Source organism: Pseudomonas sp. 05N36, assembly GCF_056397385.1.
The window spans coordinates 92,834-112,524 of sequence record NZ_JBFTNH010000018.1 but is presented as its reverse complement, the minus strand read 5'-3'; the positions used below and the strand labels follow the sequence as shown (position 1 = coordinate 112,524).

Annotated in this window: 17 protein-coding genes and 2 tRNA genes; 8 read left to right on the top strand and 11 right to left on the bottom strand. The window is 59.1% G+C overall.

Annotated features, from left to right (window positions below; genetic code table 11):
• Nucleotides 1–43: 43 nt before the first annotated feature.
• Together AC1DIH_RS21490 and AC1DIH_RS21485 are read right to left on the bottom strand one after the other, a co-directional pair.
• Nucleotides 44–120 (bottom strand) — tRNA-Asp (locus AC1DIH_RS21490).
• 19 nt (nt 121–139) lie between these two features.
• A tRNA-Val gene (locus AC1DIH_RS21485) sits at nt 140–215 on the bottom strand.
• 160 nt (nt 216–375) lie between these two features.
• On the opposite strand from AC1DIH_RS21485, the gene rdgC reads away from it, so the two are divergent.
• The 3 genes from rdgC to sugE all read left to right on the top strand — a co-directional run bounded on the left by rdgC (nt 376) and on the right by sugE (nt 2,843).
• The gene (gene rdgC / locus AC1DIH_RS21480) at nt 376–1,296 is read left to right on the top strand and encodes a recombination-associated protein RdgC (RefSeq protein WP_095147961.1); all 921 of its coding nucleotides are present in this window, start codon (nt 376–378) and stop codon (nt 1,294–1,296) included.
• Nucleotides 1,297–1,441: 145 nt separating this feature from the next.
• Nucleotides 1,442–2,407 (top strand): bile acid:sodium symporter family protein, encoded by a 966-nt coding sequence (locus AC1DIH_RS21475; protein WP_477773194.1) that lies wholly within the window; start codon nt 1,442–1,444, stop codon nt 2,405–2,407.
• 118 nt (nt 2,408–2,525) lie between these two features.
• A complete protein-coding gene (gene sugE / locus AC1DIH_RS21470) occupies nt 2,526–2,843 on the top strand; it encodes a quaternary ammonium compound efflux SMR transporter SugE (protein ID WP_477773193.1) in 318 nt (105 codons plus the stop codon).
• A 62-nt stretch (nt 2,844–2,905) separates the two neighbouring features.
• Here the strand turns inward: sugE and AC1DIH_RS21465 are convergent, their stop codons facing one another.
• The 3 genes from AC1DIH_RS21465 to AC1DIH_RS21455 all read right to left on the bottom strand — a co-directional run bounded on the left by AC1DIH_RS21465 (nt 2,906) and on the right by AC1DIH_RS21455 (nt 7,338).
• Entirely contained in the window at nt 2,906–4,780 is a 1,875-nt protein-coding gene (locus tag AC1DIH_RS21465) for an MFS transporter (protein WP_477773192.1), read from the bottom strand.
• Between the two features lie 84 nt (nt 4,781–4,864).
• Nucleotides 4,865–6,016: a TDT family transporter gene (locus AC1DIH_RS21460; protein WP_477773191.1), complete on the bottom strand. Its 1,152-nt coding sequence runs from the start codon at nt 6,014–6,016 to the stop codon at nt 4,865–4,867.
• 125 nt (nt 6,017–6,141) lie between these two features.
• Nucleotides 6,142–7,338: an MFS transporter gene (locus AC1DIH_RS21455; protein WP_477773190.1), complete on the bottom strand. Its 1,197-nt coding sequence runs from the start codon at nt 7,336–7,338 to the stop codon at nt 6,142–6,144.
• A gap of 91 nt (nt 7,339–7,429) precedes the next feature.
• Between AC1DIH_RS21455 and AC1DIH_RS21450 the strand changes: the two genes are divergently transcribed.
• Both AC1DIH_RS21450 and AC1DIH_RS21445 read left to right on the top strand, forming a co-directional pair.
• Complete coding sequence (locus tag AC1DIH_RS21450) at nt 7,430–7,969, top strand: TetR/AcrR family transcriptional regulator (RefSeq protein ID WP_477773189.1); 540 nt, start codon at nt 7,430–7,432, stop codon at nt 7,967–7,969.
• Between the two features lie 263 nt (nt 7,970–8,232).
• On the top strand, nt 8,233–11,703 hold the full coding sequence (locus AC1DIH_RS21445; protein WP_477773188.1) for a hybrid sensor histidine kinase/response regulator: 3,471 nt from the start codon (nt 8,233–8,235) through the stop codon (nt 11,701–11,703).
• A gap of 3 nt (nt 11,704–11,706) precedes the next feature.
• Here AC1DIH_RS21445 and AC1DIH_RS21440 read toward each other — a convergent pair whose 3' ends face one another.
• Both AC1DIH_RS21440 and AC1DIH_RS21435 read right to left on the bottom strand, forming a co-directional pair.
• Nucleotides 11,707–13,071, bottom strand: a complete 1,365-nt coding sequence (locus tag AC1DIH_RS21440) for a DNA recombination protein RmuC (RefSeq protein ID WP_477773199.1) — start codon at nt 13,069–13,071, stop codon at nt 11,707–11,709.
• Between the two features lie 175 nt (nt 13,072–13,246).
• Nucleotides 13,247–13,570 (bottom strand): sel1 repeat family protein, encoded by a 324-nt coding sequence (locus AC1DIH_RS21435; RefSeq protein ID WP_477773187.1) that lies wholly within the window; start codon nt 13,568–13,570, stop codon nt 13,247–13,249.
• Between the two features lie 1,018 nt (nt 13,571–14,588).
• On the opposite strand from AC1DIH_RS21435, the gene AC1DIH_RS21430 reads away from it, so the two are divergent.
• The 3 genes from AC1DIH_RS21430 (at nt 14,589) to AC1DIH_RS21420 (ending at nt 16,992) form a co-directional block, all read left to right on the top strand.
• Entirely contained in the window at nt 14,589–14,813 is a 225-nt protein-coding gene (locus AC1DIH_RS21430; protein ID WP_007898912.1) for a hypothetical protein, read from the top strand.
• A 279-nt stretch (nt 14,814–15,092) separates the two neighbouring features.
• Entirely contained in the window at nt 15,093–15,575 is a 483-nt protein-coding gene (locus AC1DIH_RS21425; protein ID WP_019693082.1) for a hypothetical protein, read from the top strand.
• A gap of 145 nt (nt 15,576–15,720) precedes the next feature.
• Nucleotides 15,721–16,992 (top strand): OmpP1/FadL family transporter, encoded by a 1,272-nt coding sequence (locus AC1DIH_RS21420; protein WP_477773186.1) that lies wholly within the window; start codon nt 15,721–15,723, stop codon nt 16,990–16,992.
• Nucleotides 16,993–17,077: 85 nt separating this feature from the next.
• On the opposite strand, the gene AC1DIH_RS21415 is transcribed toward AC1DIH_RS21420, so the two are convergent.
• The 4 genes from AC1DIH_RS21415 to AC1DIH_RS21400 form a co-directional block, all read right to left on the bottom strand.
• Nucleotides 17,078–17,200: a hypothetical protein gene (locus tag AC1DIH_RS21415; RefSeq protein WP_477773185.1), complete on the bottom strand. Its 123-nt coding sequence runs from the start codon at nt 17,198–17,200 to the stop codon at nt 17,078–17,080.
• Entirely contained in the window at nt 17,197–18,405 is a 1,209-nt protein-coding gene (locus AC1DIH_RS21410; RefSeq protein WP_477773184.1) for an MFS transporter, read from the bottom strand. The genes AC1DIH_RS21415 and AC1DIH_RS21410 overlap by 4 nt, the downstream gene beginning before the upstream one ends.
• A gap of 66 nt (nt 18,406–18,471) precedes the next feature.
• Nucleotides 18,472–18,876, bottom strand: coding sequence for a MarR family winged helix-turn-helix transcriptional regulator (locus AC1DIH_RS21405; RefSeq protein ID WP_477773183.1), 405 nt, complete (start codon nt 18,874–18,876; stop codon nt 18,472–18,474).
• Between the two features lie 82 nt (nt 18,877–18,958).
• Nucleotides 18,959–19,690: an adenosylcobinamide-GDP ribazoletransferase gene (locus tag AC1DIH_RS21400; RefSeq protein ID WP_477773182.1), complete on the bottom strand. Its 732-nt coding sequence runs from the start codon at nt 19,688–19,690 to the stop codon at nt 18,959–18,961.
• Nucleotide 19,691: the final 1 nt, after the last annotated feature.

Sequence of the window (19,691 nt, the reverse complement as noted above, 5' to 3'; positions counted from 1 at the left end):
TTTCCGTGGTGACCTGGCGTTCAGTGTTCCAGGTTACCGAATATGGCGCAGCGGACGGGACTCGAACCCGCGACCCCCGGCGTGACAGGCCGGTATTCTAACCGACTGAACTACCGCTGCGCGTAACACTGAATGCGAATGGTGGGTGATGACGGGATCGAACCGCCGACATTCTGCTTGTAAGGCAGACGCTCTCCCAGCTGAGCTAATCACCCTTCACGTTCGGTGTGGCGCGCATTCTACGGAGCAGCCCCACCTCTGGCAAGCACTTTTTAAAATAATTTTTTCAGGCCTTCCAAAGGCTTAGCTGAGGGTTGGCCTATGACGCTGCGCGGAGAATAATGCCCCCCTTTGTATAAAGGAGAGACTCACCCCATGTGGTTCAAAAACCTGCTTATCTATCGCCTGACCCAAGATCTGCCTTTTGATGCTGAGGCGTTGGAAACTGCACTGGCCACCAAGCTGGCGCGCCCATGTGCAAGCCAGGAGTTGACCACCTACGGTTTCGTCGCGCCGTTTGGCAAAGGCGAAGACGCCCCTCTGGTACACGTCAGCGGAGACTTCCTGCTGATCGCCGCACGCAAGGAAGAACGCATTCTGCCAGGCAGCGTCGTGCGCGACGCAGTCAAGGAAAAGGTCGAAGAGATCGAAGCCGAGCAAATGCGCAAGGTCTATAAGAAGGAGCGTGATCAGATCAAGGATGAAATCATCCAGGCGTTCCTGCCGCGCGCCTTTATCCGTCGCTCGTCGACCTTTGCCGCCATCGCACCGAAACAGGGGCTGATCCTGGTCAACTCCGCCAGCCCGAAACGCGCCGAAGACCTGCTTTCCACGCTGCGTGAAGTAATTGGCACGCTGCCGGTACGTCCACTGACTGTAAAAATGTCCCCGACCGCGACCATGACTGAGTGGGTCACCACCCAGAAAGCCGCTGACGACTTCTTCGTACTGGATGAGTGCGAACTGCGCGATACCCACGAAGACGGCGGCATCGTCCGTTGCAAGCGTCAGGACCTGACCAGCGAAGAAATCCAGTTGCACCTGAGCACCGGTAAAGTGGTTACTCAGCTGTCCCTGGCGTGGCAAGACAAACTGTCGTTCGTCCTCGACGACAAGATGGTGGTCAAGCGCCTGAAGTTCGAAGACCTGCTGCAGGATCAGGCAGAACAGGACGGTGGCGATGAAGCCCTCGGCCAGCTGGACGCCAGCTTCACACTGATGATGCTGACCTTCGGCGACTTCCTCCCGGCGCTGGTTGAGGCGTTGGGCGGTGAAGAGACTCCGCAAGGGATCTAAAAGCTTGTGATATCTACTGTGGGAGCGAGCCTGCTCGCGATAGCGGAGTGTCGGTCAACATCATTGTTGAATGTCAGTCCCTCATCGCGAGCAGGCTCGCTCCCACATTGGTTTTTGGCTTTATTTAAATAACAAGGAACAGGTCATGCGTGCACTGGCAGCACTGAGTCGCTTTGTCGGCAACACTTTCGCTTACTGGGTCTTGATCTTCGCCGTGGTGGCCTTCCTGCAACCGGCGTGGTTCATCGGTTTGAAAAGTGCGATCGTGCCGTTGCTGGGGCTGGTGATGTTCGGCATGGGCCTGACCCTCAAACTTGAAGACTTCGCTGAAGTGGCCCGCCATCCGTGGCGCGTGGCACTGGGCGTGGTCGCACATTTCGTGATCATGCCCGGCGTGGCATGGTTGCTCTGCCAGGCATTTCACCTGCCACCGGAAATCGCCGTCGGGGTGATTCTGGTCGGTTGCTGCCCAAGCGGCACCTCGTCGAATGTGATGACCTGGCTGGCCCGCGGTGACCTGGCGCTGTCGGTAGCGATTGCCGCCGTCACCACCCTGCTCGCTCCGGTGCTGACGCCCGCCCTGATCTGGTTACTGGCCTCGGCCTGGTTGCCGGTATCGTTCATGGAACTGTTCTGGTCGATCCTGCAAGTGGTGTTGCTGCCAATCGTGCTCGGCGTGGTTGCCCAACGCCTGCTGGGAGATCGGGTACGCCATGCGGTAGAGGTGCTGCCGCTGGTTTCGGTGGTGAGCATCGTGATCATCGTCGCCGCCGTTGTCGCAGCGAGTCAGGCAAAGATTGCCGAATCCGGCCTGCTGATCATGGCCGTGGTAATGCTGCATAACAGCTTTGGCTTCCTGCTGGGCTACTTCACCGGACGCGTGTTCAAGCTGCCGCTGGCGCAACGCAAATCCCTGGCCCTGGAAGTCGGCATGCAGAATTCAGGGCTGGGCGCGGCGCTGGCCAGTGCCCACTTCTCGCCACTGGCGGCGGTGCCGAGCGCGCTGTTCAGTGTCTGGCACAACATTTCCGGGGCGTTGCTCTCGACGTATTTCCGCCGGATGAGCGAGAAACACGACCGTGAACTGGCCGCCCAACAAGCAACCGACTGACCCTGGAACTTGATCCCAAGGTTGATAGTGGGCACTATACTGCGCATCGCGAGGACGACCTCGCGGCTCGATCGAGTTATTAATCTGGGGACGACCCCGTCAATCGATGGAGGTCCTCATGCCTTGGATCATTCTGTTTTTCGCTGGCCTGTTTGAAGTCGGCTGGGCCGTTGGCCTGAAATACACCGACGGCTTCAGCCGCCCTCTTCCCACCGTCCTGACGGTTGGCGCCATGGTGATCAGCCTGGGTCTGCTGGGCCTGGCCATGAAGGATCTGCCGCTGGGCACTGCCTACGCGATCTGGACTGGCGTCGGCGCCGTGGGCACGGTTATCGCCGGGATCATCCTATTTGGTGAATCCATGGCGCTGTTCCGCCTGGCCAGCGTCGCGCTGATCATTGCAGGGTTGGTTGGTTTGAAACTCAGCGCAGCCTGACGAGTGCCCAACAATGAAAACGCCCGCAGATTGCGGGCGTTTTTTTTATACAGCCAGTAAACCTAACGAACCGCGCCACGCAGTTCGCCGACCAGCGCCTGCAACTGCGCTGGCTGCGCGACCTCTACCGCCACCGCCGGTCCGGCCACCACGGTCACCCGCGACCAGAGGCGGTGAAAGAACCCCTTGTTCGGATCGCGGCTGAAAAAGCTGCCCCACAACCCTTGCAAGGCCAATGGAATCACTGGTACCGGTGTCTCTTCCAGTATCCGCGTCAGCCCGCCCTTGAACTCATTGATCTCGCCATCGACGGTCAGCTTGCCCTCCGGGAAGATACACACCAGCTCACCATCCTTCAGGTACTGGGCGATTCGCTTGAAGGCCTTTTCGTAAATCTGATTGTCTTCCTGGCGCCCGGCAATCGGAATGGTCCCCGCCGTACGGAAGATGAAGTTCAGCACCGGCAAGTTATAGATCTTGTAATACATCACAAAGCGAATCGGCCGACGCACTGCGCCACCAATCAGCAATGCATCGACGAACGACACATGATTGCAGACCAGCAACGCCGCGCCCTCATCGGGAATCAGCTCAAGGTTGCGGTGCTGCACGCGGTACATGGAATGGCTGAGCAGCCAGATCATGAAGCGCATGCTGAATTCGGGAACGATGCTGAAGATGTAGACGTTTACACCGATGTTAAGCAGCGACACCACCAGGAACAGCTGGGGAATCGACAGCTTGACGATGCTCAGCAGCACAATCGAGACAACCGCCGAGACCACCATGAACAGTGCGTTGAGGATGTTGTTGGCTGCGATTACCCGCGCCCGCTCGTTTTCGGCGGTACGCGACTGAATCAACGCGTACAGCGGCACGATGTAGAAACCGCCGAAAACCCCCAGCCCGAGAATATCGAACAGCACCCACCACGTCTGACCGAAGCCAAGCACTTCGATCCAGCCATGACCTTGAAGGCTTTGCGGGATGCCCCCGGAGCTCCACCACAGCAGCAAGCCAAACACTGTCAGCCCAAAGGAGCCAAACGGCACCAGACCGATCTCGACTTTGCGTCCGGAGAGTTTCTCGCAGAGCATCGAACCCAGCGCGATACCGACCGAGAACACCGTCAGAATCAGCGTCACCACCGTCTCGTCGCCGTGCATCCACTCTTTGGCGTAGGCCGGGATTTGCGTCAGGTAGATCGCCCCGACAAACCAGAACCACGAGTTGCCGACAATCGAGCGTGACACCGCAGGTGTTTGCCCCAGTCCCAGGCGCAGAGTCGCCCAGGACTGGCTGAAGATATTCCAGTTCAGCCGCAGTTCAGGGGTCGACGCCGCGGCACGCGGAATGCCGCGACTGGCCAGATAGCCCAGCACCGCGACACCGATGATCGCCGTGGAGACGATCGGTGCGTAATGACTGGACGACATCATGATCCCGGCGCCGATGGTCCCGGCCAGAATCGCCAGGAAGGTGCCCATTTCCACCAGGCCGTTACCGCCCACCAGCTCTTCTTCATGCAGGGCCTGCGGCAGGATCGAGTACTTCACCGGGCCAAACAGCGCCGAGTGGGTGCCCATGGCGAACAGCGCCACCAGCATCAGCGACAGGTGATCGAACAGGAAGCCGATTGCGCCGACCGCCATGATCGCGATTTCACCAAGTTTGATCAGACGAATCAGCGCGTCCTTGGCGAACTTTTCGCCGAACTGCCCGGCCAGCGCCGAGAACAGAAAAAACGGCAGGATGAACAGCAGCGCACACAGGTTGACCCAGATCGAACGGTCACCCTCGATGGTCAGCTTGTACAAAATGGCGAGGATCAACGATTGCTTGAAGATGTTGTCGTTGAACGCCCCGAGGGACTGCGTAACAAAAAACGGCAGAAATCGCCGCTTGCGAAGCAAGGTGAACTGCGAAGGGTGGCTCATCTTCCATGTCCCTGTGTGGCTTGGATGCTCTTATTGGAATGTCGTACAGCGATCCAGGCCACAACCTTACCTAAACTTTGCGAATTATTTCGCTAATCCGGCAATGCACGGCGAAACAAACAACTCTCCGCGCCAGGCGCCTTGAACGGTGCGCTTGGAGACGATCAGCCACATGATCGCCAACGCAACCACCAAGACACTGCCAAAGAGGCTGAAAAAAGTCAGGTTCAAGGTGCTTGCCAGCTTCAATGTGGCCAGCGAGTAGACACCCAGCGGGAAGGTAAAACCCCACCAGCCGAGGTTGAAGGGAATCCCGCCACGCAGGTAACGCAAGGTGATCAGCACCGCCATCAACATCCACCACAAGCCGAAGCCCCACAGCGTGATGCCGGCGACCAGGCCCAGCCCGGCGGCAATTTCACCGATGCCCGGCAAGCCGTTGGCGGCGAAAATCGCCGGAGCATCGCTGCCCAGCAACAACATGCCCAACGCCCCGGTGCCGATCGGCCCCAGCGCCAGCCAGCTCGACGCGGCCATGTTTTCGTGCGGCAGTTTGTGCAGGGCCATGCGCAGCAGCAGGATGGTCAGGATGCTGAATGCCACCGGCAGCGAGAACGCCCACAGCACGTAGCTGGTCACCAGTACCACCAGTTGCGAGTGAGCGTCTGCGAGGTGCGGTGCAAGCAAACCACCGCTGGCCGCCGCGACTTCCGCAGCCACCACCGGCAACAGCCAGACAGCGGTCATCTGGTCGATGCTGTGTTCCTGGCGGGTGAACATCATGTACGGGATCAAGATGCCACAGGCCAACGACATGGCGACATCCAGCCACCACAACACCTCGGCCAGGTGCACAACGCCCTCCCCCCAACGCGGCAGGCCGAACAGCAGGAAGCCATTGATGATGGTCGCCAGGCCCATGGGAATGGTGCCGAAAAACATCGAAACCGTGGAGTGGCCGAAAATCCGTCGCGCTTCATCGAAGAAAAACGCCCAGCGCGCGGCGTACAACCCGCTGAACAGCAGGAAAAGGAAAATATTGAACATCCACAGGCCTTCAGCGAAGGCATGCAGGCCGGGAACAGACACCGGCAATTGGGCGAGCGCCAGGGCCAGGACCCCGGTGCCCATGGTCGCGGCGAACCAGTTCGGGGTGAACTGACGAATCGCTTCGCGAGGGTGCTGCAAATGGCTCAAAGGCCGGTTAGCGGTTTTGTTGCTGTTGGGGCATTGCATCGTGAACTCCTGTCCTCGGGTGAGGTAGAGCTCATGGTAGAACTGAATCGAATATCTATATAACGGGTAATTTCTCTAACTGTTATCTGCTTTATAGATATACGCACAGGAACGTCTCTGTCGCGCTAAGGATTAGCCCTTGCGCCACAGAGCCTGGCTGGCCGCTGACGCATCAACCCCAACAACGCCCCCAACGACAGCACGATCAATACCGCGCCATAGCCATCGGTGGTGGCGATCAGGCCGAAGCTCCGGGTCAGGTTGCCTGCCAATAGCGACGGCAGGCAGAACGCCAGGTAACTCAGCACGTAGAACGCCGACATCAACCCCGCGCGCTCATGGGGCAAGGCCAGCGGTACCACGCTGCGCAAGGCACCGAGAAAGCCGGCACCAAAACCACTGCCGGCCACCAGAGTGGCGAAGAAGAACAGCGGTAGGCTGGCGCTGTGCACGGCGGTCAGAATCAGCGCGATGCCGATCGCCAATAGGCTCGCGCCCAAGCGCAGGACTTTGTCTGCCGGGCGATTGCGCAATGTGAAGATCATCAACGCGCCACTGACCGTCAACACAGCTACCAGGCCGCCGCCGATCAGATTCGAGGTCGAACCGGTCGCCGTACGAACCAGCGATGGCGCCAGCGACAGGAAGAAGCCCCCCACCGCCCAGACCGCCACATCCACCGGCAGCGCCAGCCAAAGCGCCCGTCGTGCCTGTGGCGGCACATGCAAGGTGGGGCGCAGTGACGCCCAGGCGCCGGCTAGCCGAGTGACGCTTTCCGGCAGACGCCAGACGTACAGCGCTTGCAGCGTGAACAACCCGAACAGAATCCAGTAGGTCAATCGCAACGGTTGCGGCGCGTACTCCGCCAGCAATCCACTGCCCAATGCGCCACACGCCATGCCCAGTAGCGGCGCAACGCTGTTTACCAGCGGGCCTTGCTGCCGGTCGGTGTCGAGCAACGCCGCACCGAGTACGCTGGTGGCCATGCCGGTGGCGAACCCTTGAAGCACCCGCGCAGCAATCAGCCAGGCCACATTGTCGGCATTGATAAACAGCAACATCGCCAGCATATCCAGCAGTAACGCAGCGAAGATCACCGGTTTGCGCCCCAGATGATCCGACAACGAGCCGACTGTCAGCAGCGCCGCCAGCAGGCTAAAGGCATACACACCGAAAATCAGTGTCAGGGTCGCCGGAGAGAATTGCAGCGCCTCCTGGTACAAGTGATAAAGCGGCGTTGGTGCACTGGAAGCGGCGAGAAAACTCAGTAAGGTGATCGCCAGGAACACCAGGCTGGAACGGTTTGAGACAGAACTGGACATGAGCACACTCCGCAAAAGCTAATTTTTTGCTTTTGCGGAGTGTGCTACTGGCTTCGGCTTAAAGCAAATTCTTTGTGTTAAGGTTCGGCGCATGGCTATTAAAGATGGTTTACGCCCGGGCGGTCGTAGTGCTCGGGTGCAAGAGTCGATTCATTCGGCAGTGCGCGAACTCCTCCAAGAGCAGGAGCGTTCAAGCGTGACCGTGCCGCAAATCGCCGCTCGCGCAGGCGTTACGCCGTCGACGATCTACCGACGCTGGGGCGACTTGTCGGCATTGTTGGCCGACGTCGCGCTGGTACGCATGCGCCCTGACAGCGAACCGGCCAACACCGGCAGCCTGCGTAGCGACCTGCGCGCCTGGGCCGAGCAGTATCTGGACGAAATGAGTTCGGAGCCCGGCCGCAACATGATGCGCGACGTGCAATCGAGCGCCACGCCGGGGTATTGCGTGAGCATTCTCAGCAGCCAGTTGCAGACGATACTGGACCGTTATCCGAATGAGCCGAAGCCCGGTGTCGACCGACTGATCAACATGGTGGTGGCGCCGACGGTGTTCCGCATCCTGTTCGCGTCAGCGGCGCTTGAGGTTGAAGAGTTGCATCGGTTGATCGATATCTCGTTGAGCCAGTAAGGACGCCTTCGCGAGCAAGCCCGCTCCCACAAGGGTTCAGAGTTGAACCACCATTTGGTGAACAACATCAATCCTGTGGGAGCGGCGGTGCGACGATTCGACTTGCTCGCGAAGAGGCCCGCAAATGCACTAAAGATCCAACCGGCCTCCACCCTGCGACACCCCGCCGCGCCACGACCTTGGTCGACACTGACTAACCGAAGTGGTCGTGCGAGACTGTCAGACCGGGTTTGCGTCCCGGGTGTCTTTTGCCTGGAGTTACCATGTCGTTGTCCAGCGGGCTGATTGCCACCGTCGCCCTGGCCTATATGGCCGTCATGTTCGCCATCGCCTTTTACGGTGACCGGCGCAGCGCGCCGCTGCCGGCGCGTATGCGTGCCTGGGTGTACAGCCTGTCGCTGGCGGTCTACTGCACCAGCTGGACATTCTTTGGTGCGGTCGGTCAGGCCGCCGAACAACTCTGGTCGTTTTTGCCGATTTATCTGGGACCAATCCTGCTGCTGGTGTGCGCGCCGTGGGTCCTGCAAAAAATGGTGATGATCAGCAAGCAGGAAAACATCACCTCGATTGCCGACTTCATCGCCGCCCGCTACGGCAAGTCGCAATCGCTGGCAGTGGTGGTGGCGCTGATCTGTCTGGTCGGCGTATTGCCCTACATCGCCTTGCAACTTAAAGGCATCGTCCTGGGGGTCAACCTGTTGATCGGCGCAGGCCCCGACGCCATGGGCACCCGTGCCCAGGACACGGCGCTGATTGTGTCGCTGATTCTGGCACTGTTCACCATCGTCTTCGGCACCCGCAACCTCGATGCCACCGAGCACCACCGTGGCATGGTGCTGGCGATTGCCTTCGAAGCACTGGTCAAGCTGCTGGCCTTCCTCGCCGTCGGCGCCTTCGTCACGTATGGTTTGTACGATGGCTTCAACGACCTGTTCGATCAGGCCATGCTCGCACCACGCCTGGAGGAATACTGGAAAGAAACCGTGAATTGGCCATCGATGGTGGTGCAGACAGGCGTGGCGATGATGGCGATCATCTGCCTGCCTCGACAGTTCCATGTGACCGTGGTGGAGAACATCGAACCGCAGGATTTGCGCCTGGCGAAATGGGTATTCCCGGCTTATCTGGGATTGGCCGCACTGTTCGTAGTACCGATCGCGCTGGCCGGGCAAATGATGCTGCCAAGCTCGGTACTACCCGACTCCTTCGTGATCAGCCTGCCACTGGCCCAGGCCCATCCAGCACTGGCGCTGCTGGCGTTTATCGGCGGTGCATCGGCCGCCACCGGCATGGTAATCGTTGCCAGCGTGGCGCTGTCGACCATGGTCTCCAACGACATGTTGCTGCCATGGCTGCTACGCCGGAAAAATGCCGAACGGCCGTTCGAGGTGTTCCGCCATTGGATGCTATCGGTGCGACGGGTGAGCATCGTCGCCATTCTGCTGCTGGCCTATGTTTCCTATCGCCTGCTCGGCTCGACCGCAAGCCTGGCCACCATCGGGCAGATCGCGTTTGCCGCCGTGACCCAACTGGCGCCGGCGATGCTCGGCGCGCTGTACTGGAAACAGGCCAACCGCCGCGGGGTATTCGCCGGTCTCGCCGCCGGGACGTTCCTCTGGTTCTACACCTTGATCCTGCCGATCGCCGCCAACAGCCTGGGCTGGTCGCTGCACAGCTTCCCAGGGCTGGGCTGGCTGCACGGCAATCCGCTGAACCTGCCGATTTCCCCACTAACCCAAGGCGTGGTGTTGTCACTGGCCGGTAACTTCACCTTGTTCGCCTGGGTGTCGGTGCTGTCCCGTACACGGGTTTCGGAACACTGGCAGGCCGGACGTTTCATTGGTCAGGAGATCAGCACACGGCCAAGCGCGCGTTCAATGCTGGCGGTACAAATCGACGACCTGCTGCAACTCGCGGCACGTTTTGTCGGCGAAGAACGGGCACGCCAGAGCTTCATCCGCTTCGCCTACCGCCAAGGCAAAGGTTTCAACCCGAATCAGAATGCCGACGGTGAATGGATCGCTCACACCGAACGCTTGCTCGCCGGTGTACTGGGGGCGTCATCGACACGCGCCGTGGTAAAAGCGGCCATTGAAGGCCGGGAAATGCAGCTCGAGGACGTGGTACGAATCGCCGACGAAGCCTCGGAAGTGCTGCAATTCAACCGCGCCTTGCTGCAAGGCGCGATCGAGAACATCACCCAAGGCATCAGCGTGGTCGACCAGTCGCTAAAGCTGGTGGCCTGGAACCGCCGCTACCTTGAACTGTTCAACTACCCGGACGGCCTGATCAGCGTCGGCCGGCCGATTGCCGACATCATTCGCTATAACGCCGAACGCGGCCTGTGCGGCCCCGGCGAAGCGGAAGTCCACGTTGCCCGGCGTCTGCACTGGATGCGCCAGGGGCGCGCCCACACCTCGGAACGGTTGTTCCCCAACGGTAGGGTGATCGAGCTGATCGGCAATCCAATGCCGGGCGGCGGGTTTGTCATGAGTTTCACCGACATCACCGCGTTTCGCGAAGCCGAGCAAGCGCTGACCGAGGCCAACGAAGGACTGGAGCGACGCGTCGCCGAGCGCACCCATGAACTGTCGCAGTTGAACATCGCGCTGACCGAAGCCAAAGGTACCGCCGAGTCGGCCAACCAGTCGAAAACCCGTTTCCTTGCAGCCGTCAGCCACGACCTGATGCAGCCATTGAACGCCGCACGGCTGTTCTCGGCCGCCCTCTCCCACCAGAACGACGATCTCTCCTGCGAGACCCGGCAACTGGTGCAGCATCTGGACAGTTCGCTACGCTCGGCCGAGGACTTGATCAGTGACCTGCTCGACATCTCGCGCCTGGAAAACGGCAAGATCAACCCGGATCGCAAGCCATTTGCGCTGAATGATTTGTTCGACACCCTCGGTGCCGAATTCAAGGCGCTGGCGCAAGAGCAAGGGCTGAAATTTCGCCTGCGCGGCAGTCGCCTACGGGTCGACAGCGATATCAAACTGCTGCGGCGGATTCTGCAAAACTTCCTGACCAACGCCTTCCGCTACGCCAAAGGCCCCGTGCTGCTGGGCGTACGACACAAGGGCGATCAGCTGTGCCTGGAGGTCTGGGACCGTGGCCCGGGGATTCCCGAAGACAAACGCCAAGTGATCTTCGAGGAGTTCAAGCGCCTCGACAGCCACCAGACCCGCGCCGAAAAAGGTCTGGGCCTGGGTCTGGCGATTGCCGACGGCTTGTGCCGAGTGCTGGGTCATCAACTGCAAGTCCGCTCCTGGCCAGGCAAAGGCAGTGTGTTCAGCGTCAGCGTGCCCCTGGCCCACGCACAAGCCAGTGCGCCCGGTAAAACTGCCAAGCTTAATGGCCGACTGCCGACAGGCGTGCAAGTGCTGTGTATCGATAACGAAGACAGCATTCTGATTGGCATGAACAGCCTGCTCTCGCGCTGGGGCTGTCAGGTGTATACCGCGCGCAATCGCGATGAGTGCGTCGCCCTGCTCAACGATGGCATGCGCCCGCAACTGGCATTGGTGGATTACCACCTCGATCATGGCGAAACCGGTACCGAGCTCATGGCCTGGCTACGCGCCCAACTGGGTGAGCCGGTGCCTGGTGTGGTGATCAGTGCTGACGGGCGACCGGAGATGGTTGCCCAAGTGCATGCAGCAGGCCTGGAATACCTGCCGAAACCGGTGAAGCCGGCGGCGTTGCGGGCGTTGTTGAGTCGGCATTTACCGTTGTAGGCGCTACTCCGGCAGCTCGGCCAACCCATCGACATCGGTCATCGCCCGCTCCAGCAGATCGGCCGGCAAGCTCTTGCTGGCCCGTGCGCCGAGCAATTTGAGCTGCTCGCTGCGGCTGACCAGATTGCCACGGCCTTCCGTCAGCTTGTTGCGTGCGGCGCTGTAGGCTTTATCCAGTTGCTGCAAGCGATTGCCGACCTCGTCCAGATCCTGAATAAACAATACGAACTTGTCGTACAGCCAGCCCGCGCGCTCGGCAATTTCCCGGGCGTTCTGGCTCTGGCGCTCCTGCTTCCACAGGCTGTCGATGACGCGCAACGTCGCCAGCAAAGTGGTCGGGCTGACAATGACGATATGGCGATCGAACGCTTCCTGAAACAGATTCGGCTCGGCCTGCAATGCCGCGGAAAAAGCCGCCTCGATGGGCACGAAAAGTAAAACGAAATCCAGGCTGTGCAGACCGTCCAGGCGCTTATAGTCCTTGTCGGACAAGCCCTTGACGTGATTACGCAACGACAGCACATGCTGCTTCAGCGCCGCCTGGCCAATCACGTCGTCGTCAGCCGCCACGTATTGCTGATAGGCCGTCAGGCTGACCTTGGAGTCGACCACCACCTGCTTGTCACCCGGCAGATAAATCAGCACATCGGGCTGGAAGCGCTCGCCATCCGGGCCTTTGAGGCTGACTTGAGTCTGGTACTCACGGCCCTTCTCCAGGCCTGCGTGTTCCAGCACTCGTTCGAGAATCAACTCACCCCAGTTGCCTTGGGTTTTCTGCCCCTTGAGTGCTCGCGTTAGGTTGGTTGCCTCGTCACTCAAGCGCAGGTTCAGTTGCTGCAGACGCTCCAGCTCCTTGGCCAGCGAGAAGCGCTCGCGGGCTTCGGCCTGATAACTTTCCTCGACGCGTTTTTCGAAGGATTGAATGCGCTCTTTCAGTGGGTCGAGCAATTGGCCCAAACGCTGCTGACTGGTTTCGGCAAAGCGCTGTTCGCGCTCATCGAAGATTTTCCCGGCCAGCTCGGCAAACTGCGCACGCAGCTCGTCTCGCGAGCCCTGCAGGTCGCTCAGGCGTTGCTGATGGCTTTCCTGCTGCTCACGCAGCTCGGCATTCAACGAGGCGGCCTGCGCGTCCAGCCGCCGCAACTCGGCCTCTTTGCTGCTGCGTTCAAGGTTCCAGGCATGGGCCGCGTCACGGGCGTTGTCACGCTCGATCTGCAACAGCTCGACTTCACGACGCACGGCAGCTAGATCGGCTTGCTTGGCCGCATTGGCCTGACTCAGGTCGCTGATTTCATCACGGCAGGCATCGAGTTGCGCATTCAGACCATCCTGTGCCAATTGCGCAGTCCCCAAGCGTTCTTCAAGCAGCGGCAGCTCGGATTGCGCGGCGCTCAGGCGCCGCTGTAGCTGCCACGTCAGCATCAATAACGGTAGCGCAGCACCCGCCAGACCGAGCAACACACTGGTCACGTCCATAGCCATGACGACTCCTGCCGATGAATTAAAGCGCGAAGGTTAACCAAGCCGTCGGGGCTTGGACAGCTCAGTCTTCGATCTGACCGAGTTCCTGCCGGGCACGCCGGTCGCCGGCACGCGCGGCCTGGCGCAACAGGTCCTGGCCAATGCGCCGATCCCGGGCATTGCCGCATTCGCGGCACATCAATAGCCCCAGACGGCTTTGCGCAGCCACTACCCCTTCACGGGCTGGAGCCTTGAGCAAACGCCCGGCGAAATGCTTGATATTGGCGTTATCGCCCAGGCGTGGACTGTCGAGCAACCATTCGGCGAACCGTATCGAAAAGCGCTTGGGTGGAGTAACACCTGAGGTGATGGAGGTAACAGAGGTTGGTACTGAGCGAAACTTCATAAAGCACTGTGGGACAAATCGGAAGGCGCGCCACTCTACTCTTTTTTTCGTACGGGTAAAGTCGAAAAAAGCCTGCACAGCCGTCCTAGAGCAAGCGCTTGGGACAATCCACAGAAGCTGTGGATAACTCAGTGGACAACCCGCCCTGAACTCGCCAGAAGCCCTGTGGAATGGGGCTCGCAGTCAAACTGACGATTTTTTCACCAGTAAAAAAAAGCGATGTTTTTCATTGACTTAAATTTCCACTACAGGCACCCACTGCGCTTGAAGGTGAAATGACAGGCGGGTGACAGCCCACGCAACTAATGTGCACAAGTCCCTTTGAGGTGGTTATATCACCGCCCTTTTTTCGTGCGTTTTGCAGTCAATCAGTCGCAACGAGCCTCACTGTACCTGCGTTTCAAGCGAGGTGATGGCTCATGCCATTGGACAGCTGGTGACCCAATTGTGTGCTTTACTTTCGTCGCGACGTTTTACCCGCGACTGCAGATGCTCCGGGTACGGCAAACTCCCACCAGCGAGCAGAGCGATTCAAGCTCATGCAAAAGTTTTTCCCCTAACACACTTCCTTTCTCGAATTCAATCCGTTAGTATCCGCGGCGTTAGTACCAAGCTGAAAGTCAATTCTGGTCGAACAACTCCTGCGGTATACCTTCCCTAAAGAGAAGCCTCTACCGACATCACAGGACCGACCACCTCGATGGTTTCCAGGTAACGCTTGCGACAACACTGCCTTTGAATCGAAAGCAAAGGGTGTTGCGAAGCTCACTTACTCTGACCGAACCAACCTGCAAATTGATCAGGATCTTCACCCCGGGCCCAGAACCTTTGCCCTTGATGTGTTGCCTGCCCTCCTAAGTACCTACCTGCCGGCCCAAGCGCGCAAAAATCATAGCGCTTCAACTGGCTGCTTTGTTCCAGTCGGGTTCTTCGTTCGATCAATGGTGATCGACGTTACTGGAACGTTTTAACGTTGCACGGTTCTTATCCGTGTCATTTGTAGGAACACCCAATAACCATGTCTACTCAAATCCACACTCAGGATGCCATTCGCACCCTAACCAACGCTTTTGCTCCAATGAACTGCCTGATCATGGCTGCTCGCAAAGGCTGCTTCAGCTTCACTCTGGTCAATGAACACGGCATCGCTCGTCACAGCGAACGCCTGTACCCCGATCAATACTCCAGCGCCGAGCCGCTGCAGGCCGTGATCGAGCGTACCCGTCAGGCACTGGTTGCCTGAAACGCCAGAAAGGCTGAAAACCTCAAAAGCCCTGCCTGAAAAGCAGGGCTTTTTATTGCCTGATATTTCTCAATTCGCTGTACCGGCTTAAGCACCAAGCGATATAACGGTTATAACTCGAAGCCGGAAATATTTTAAAAACAGGCCTTTACGGCACGAATATGACACTACACTTCAACTCAAGCGGCTTGATCCGCTTCCGGCGATCCTGAACCGATCCACCGCTGCCAAGCCCCCTCCTTTCAGGAATCGCCGCCCACTTCACGTTTCGAGGGCTTTATGGGTATCGCCGCCAGCGAACTGTGCCGTTATGTGATCCGTCCGACATTGATTTACCTCGGACGCCACAGCACGATTGCCGAATCCCTGCTACTGGGTGTTGCAGCCAGTCAGTCCGCTCTCGGTTCCGCCCTGCATGACCGCCGCGGGCATGGCCTGTACCGGATTGCCGAACCTCGCCACCAGGCGCTTTGGGATCACTACCTGGCGCTGGACCCGGAACGCGCCAGCCTGGTTCGCGGCCTCGCCAGCCAGCATGCATTCCTCAGCGGGCCGCACCTCGAACTGACCGTCAACCTGCGCTACGCCACCGCCATCGCCTGGCTATTAATAGAAGAACAGAATACCCCGCTCCCCGAAGCCGATGACCTGCTGGGCATGGCCCGAATCTGGCGCCAGACCTTCCAGCCGCAAGGTCGTCTGCGAGACTTCACCTGCGCCTGGCAAACCTGTGTATCACCGCTGAATCAGATCGCCTGTTAACCGGGCAATTTGCAAGATCGCGCATTTAGACGCGAATTTGGTCTGATTGTCCTACAAAAGCGCTCTATCTCAAGCCATACAGCCTATAGCGCTGAAACGAAAATGTTGGTAATTTTCGCTCCGGTGATCACCAGGAGTTCTAATAATGAAAAAAGTAATGCTCAAAACCACCCTTAGCCTCGCCGTTGCCTTGGCATCCACCCAGATCTTCGCAAGTGGTTTTGCCCTCAACGAACAGAGCATCAGCGGGATGGGGACTGGTTACGCGGGACGCTCTTCGTCCGCCGAGGATGCAAGCACTGTATTTGGCAACCCTGCCGGCATGTCGCGAATCAAACGTCAGGAAGTCACTGGCGGGATCGCAGCTATCGATGCCTCGAGTGATATCAAAGACGCCCACGGCGCCCATCCGGGTACCAACAAAGGCGACATGGTGCCATTTACAGCCGTTCCGATGGGCTATTACGTCAAACCGATCGATGATCACTGGGCATTCGGCCTCGGTGTCTATGCACCTTTTGGCCTGATTACCAACTATGAAAGCGGCTTCCAGGGCGGCGGCTTCGGCAGCAAGAGTGAAGTCAAGGTTGTGACCTTCCAACCTACCGTCAGCTATGCCTTCAACGACAGAGTATCGATCGGCTTTGGCCCGACCATTAACCGTATTGGCGGCACTCTAGAGTCGGATGTACCTCTTTTCGGTGATACCCACGTCAAGATCAAAGGCGACGATACCGCTCTGGGCTACAACTTCGGTGTTCTGGTACAAGCTACCGACACGACTCGCGTCGGCCTGACCTATCACTCGAAAGTGAAATACAAGCTCGAAGGTCATACCGATATCACCGCAGGCGACAATGCGCCTTCCGCCTTCCTGAAGAGCAATCGATACGACGCTTCGCTGAACATCGAAACGCCTGAATCGGTCGACTTCTCCGTGACGCAACAGTTGACGGATGCGTGGACCGTGTATGCGGGCTCCACCTGGACTCGCTGGAGCCGCCTGAAAGACATCACCGTCAATAACGAAGGTGTCACTGCGGCACAGGGCGGCGTTTTGTCCCCAGCCCTGTTCGGTACCATCAAGGAAGATCAGAACTGGCACAATACCTGGGCCTACGCCATCGGTACTTCCTACCAGTTGAACAAACAGTGGGTATTGCGCACCGGCCTGACCTTTGACCAGTCGCCTACCAACAATACTGACCGTTCGCCACGTATTCCTACCGGTGACCGCACAATCTTCAGCCTTGGCGCTGGCTACAACGTCACCGATGACCTGACCATTGACGTCGCCTACTCCTACCTCAAGGAAGAAGCTGTCACAGTGAATCACTCCAACGCAGTAGACAGCTACAGCGCCAAGTACGAAAACAGCGCCAACGGTTTTGGTGTCGGCGCGACCTACCGCTTCTGATCCACCGCGAGCCTGAACAGCTCATGCTGAATTGAAAAAGCCCCGCTCTCTTGCACAGAGGCGGGGCTTTTTTAGTGGGCGTGACTCAGCAAGCACCCATACCGAGCTGCATCAGTGCGAGCCCTCCCCGGTGCCAGCCCCACCAGGCCAGCGCCAACAACAGCGCGCCAGCACCGGCAGCGGCGAACCAGGCTGCAATCCTGCTCATGCCGCACTCACCTGAGCCTGCAACCGCGCCACCGGGCGCTCGCGCACAGGCCAGTTCAAGACTGCTGCCAACAGACTGAGGAGAATCGCCACCTGCCAGATCAAGTCATAGTTGCCTGTTCGGTCATAAACCACCCCACCCAACCAGCCGCCGAGGAACGAGCCCAACTGGTGAAAGAGGAAAACGATACCTCCGAGCATAGAGAGGTTTCGTACACCAAACAGCGTCGCTACCGTGCCGTTGGTCAAAGGCACTGTCGACAACCAGAGAAAGCCCATGGCCATGCCAAACAGATAAGCACTGGTCTGCGTGACCGGCGCCCAGATGAACAGACTGATCACCACCGCACGCAGCAGGTAGAGCCCCGTCAACAGACGCGGTTTGGACATGCGCCCGCCGAGCCAGCCGGCGGTGTAAGTACCGAAGATATTGAACAGGCCAATCAACGCCAGCACTGTGGTGCCGACGCTGGCAGGCAGATGCTGGTCGACCAGATAGGCCGGCAAATGAACGCCGATAAACACCACCTGGAAACCACAGACAAAAAAACCGAACGCCAGCAACCAGAAGCCCGAGTGCGAACACGCCTCGCGCAGGGCCTCGGACAGGGTTTGTTCATGACCGAGCACGGGCAGCGGTTTGTCCTTGAGCATGCTGACCAGCGGCACAATCAGCGCTACCAGCATTCCCAGCACCAGGAGTGCTGTCGACCAACCGAGCCAGCCGATCAACCCCAGCGTGCCAGGCAACATGGCGAATTGGCCAAAGGAGCCGGCGGCACTGGCGACACCCATGCCCATACTGCGTTTCTCCGGCGGCAGGGCACGCCCTACAACGCCAAGAATCACCGAGAACGAGGTACCGGACAGACCGATTCCAATCAACAGGCCGGCACTCAACGACAGCGTCCAGGCCGAATCGGACAAGCCCATGAACACCAAACCCACGGCGTACAGCACGCCACCGACCAGCACCACTTTCGCCGCGCCGAAACGGTCCGCCAAGGCCCCGGTGAATGGCTGCGCCAGCCCCCAGATCAGGTTCTGCAGCGCGATGGCAAAGGCGAACACTTCGCGCCCCCAGCCGAACTGCGCGCTCATCGGCGGCAAAAACAGCCCGAAGCCATGCCTCACGCCAAGCGACAGCGCAAGAATCAGCGCACTCCCAAGTAGAACCCAACCGCTGGTACGCCACATCGATGTCATTCTTGTTCTCCGGTAGCGGGTATATACCCGCTTAAGTTCGGACTAAATTCGGAAAGGCCCACCGCCTCAGGCGAGTTCATCCAGCAAGGCCAGCAAGGTTGCACGCTTCTCTGCACCCAGACGATCGATCAGCCGCTGCTGCGCCGCTTCCCAGGCCGGTAAGGCTGCTGCCAGGCGTTCACGCCCGGTTTCGGTCAATTGCACGATGCGATTGCGCTGGTCTTCACCTTCAACCAGCTTCACCAGCCCCTCCCCCTCGAGCACCCGCAGATTACGCCCCAACGTGCTGCGATCCAGGCCCATGGCTTCCGCCAGGGTCGAAATGCTCGGTTGATCGAGGCGCTGCAAATTGCACAGCAAGGAATACTGCGCAACGTTGATCCCGAAGCCGTCGAGGGCGCCGTCGTAATGCCTGCTGACGCCACGAGCGGCGCGACGCAGGTTGGTGCATAAACATTGAGAGGCTAGCATGGTGCGTGTATATACCCGCGATAAAGTTAAAGCAAGTTTGATTATCAAACAGCCGTTAGGTCGCGCATGTTGAAGGTCACTCTCAGAACAGCGCCAAACCCACCAGCACCACTGTTTCCAGCAGCTCCAGCAACGCCCCTGCCGTATCGCCGGTGGTCCCGCCCAGACGCCGCAACATCACCTGGCGCAACCAGCAGAACATCAGGGCCGCCAGCACCAGCGCAACAACACCGCTCCAGCCGCCAATCAGCACGCACGCCAGTGCGCTGAGCAACAACACCTGCTGACCGGCCTTGCGCGGTAGATGATCGGCCAGCGCCTGCCCCAAGCCGCCGGCGCGCACGTAAGGTGTGTTCAGAAACAACCCCAGCAAGGCACCGCGACCAATCAATGGGGCGAGGATCAAACCGGCCATTGAATGCTGTTCAATCAACGCCAGTAACGCCGTGAACTTGAGCAGCAGCACCAACACCAGCGTCACCACTGCGATCGGCCCACTGCGCGGGTCCTTCATGATACTCAAGGTGCGCTCGCGATCGCCAAAACCGCCGAGCCAGGCGTCGGCGCTGTCGGCCAAACCGTCGAGGTGCAAACCACCGCTGAGCATCACCCAGACACTCAACAGCAACGCCGCATGCAACAACGCTGGTGTACCGAGCAACAACCCATTCAGCACCCACAACAGCCCGCCAAACAGCAGTCCCACCAACGGATAAAACAGCAACGAACGCCCAATCTCCTGAGGCGCCGGCATGCCTGGCAGACGAATCGGCAAGCTGCTGAGAAACTGCACGGCGATCCAGAACGGCAGCATG

What these genes read in the sequence shown, in the direction of transcription:
- rdgC (WP_095147961.1), top strand. Translation starts at nt 376, where the DNA reads ATGTGGTTCAAAAACCTGCTTATCTATCGCCTGACCCAAGATCTGCCT.
- AC1DIH_RS21475 (WP_477773194.1), top strand. Translation starts at nt 1,442, where the DNA reads ATGCGTGCACTGGCAGCACTGAGTCGCTTTGTCGGCAACACTTTCGCT.
- sugE (WP_477773193.1), top strand. Translation starts at nt 2,526, where the DNA reads ATGCCTTGGATCATTCTGTTTTTCGCTGGCCTGTTTGAAGTCGGCTGG.
- AC1DIH_RS21465 (WP_477773192.1), bottom strand. Translation starts at nt 4,780, where the DNA reads ATGAGCCACCCTTCGCAGTTCACCTTGCTTCGCAAGCGGCGATTTCTG.
- AC1DIH_RS21460 (WP_477773191.1), bottom strand. Translation starts at nt 6,016, where the DNA reads ATGCAATGCCCCAACAGCAACAAAACCGCTAACCGGCCTTTGAGCCAT.
- AC1DIH_RS21455 (WP_477773190.1), bottom strand. Translation starts at nt 7,338, where the DNA reads ATGTCCAGTTCTGTCTCAAACCGTTCCAGCCTGGTGTTCCTGGCGATC.
- AC1DIH_RS21450 (WP_477773189.1), top strand. Translation starts at nt 7,430, where the DNA reads ATGGCTATTAAAGATGGTTTACGCCCGGGCGGTCGTAGTGCTCGGGTG.
- AC1DIH_RS21445 (WP_477773188.1), top strand. Translation starts at nt 8,233, where the DNA reads ATGTCGTTGTCCAGCGGGCTGATTGCCACCGTCGCCCTGGCCTATATG.
- AC1DIH_RS21435 (WP_477773187.1), bottom strand. Translation starts at nt 13,570, where the DNA reads ATGAAGTTTCGCTCAGTACCAACCTCTGTTACCTCCATCACCTCAGGT.
- AC1DIH_RS21430 (WP_007898912.1), top strand. Translation starts at nt 14,589, where the DNA reads ATGTCTACTCAAATCCACACTCAGGATGCCATTCGCACCCTAACCAAC.
- AC1DIH_RS21425 (WP_019693082.1), top strand. Translation starts at nt 15,093, where the DNA reads ATGGGTATCGCCGCCAGCGAACTGTGCCGTTATGTGATCCGTCCGACA.
- AC1DIH_RS21420 (WP_477773186.1), top strand. Translation starts at nt 15,721, where the DNA reads ATGAAAAAAGTAATGCTCAAAACCACCCTTAGCCTCGCCGTTGCCTTG.
- AC1DIH_RS21415 (WP_477773185.1), bottom strand. Translation starts at nt 17,200, where the DNA reads ATGAGCAGGATTGCAGCCTGGTTCGCCGCTGCCGGTGCTGGCGCGCTG.
- AC1DIH_RS21410 (WP_477773184.1), bottom strand. Translation starts at nt 18,405, where the DNA reads ATGACATCGATGTGGCGTACCAGCGGTTGGGTTCTACTTGGGAGTGCG.
- AC1DIH_RS21405 (WP_477773183.1), bottom strand. Translation starts at nt 18,876, where the DNA reads ATGCTAGCCTCTCAATGTTTATGCACCAACCTGCGTCGCGCCGCTCGT.
- AC1DIH_RS21400 (WP_477773182.1), bottom strand. Translation starts at nt 19,690, where the DNA reads ATGCTGCCGTTCTGGATCGCCGTGCAGTTTCTCAGCAGCTTGCCGATT.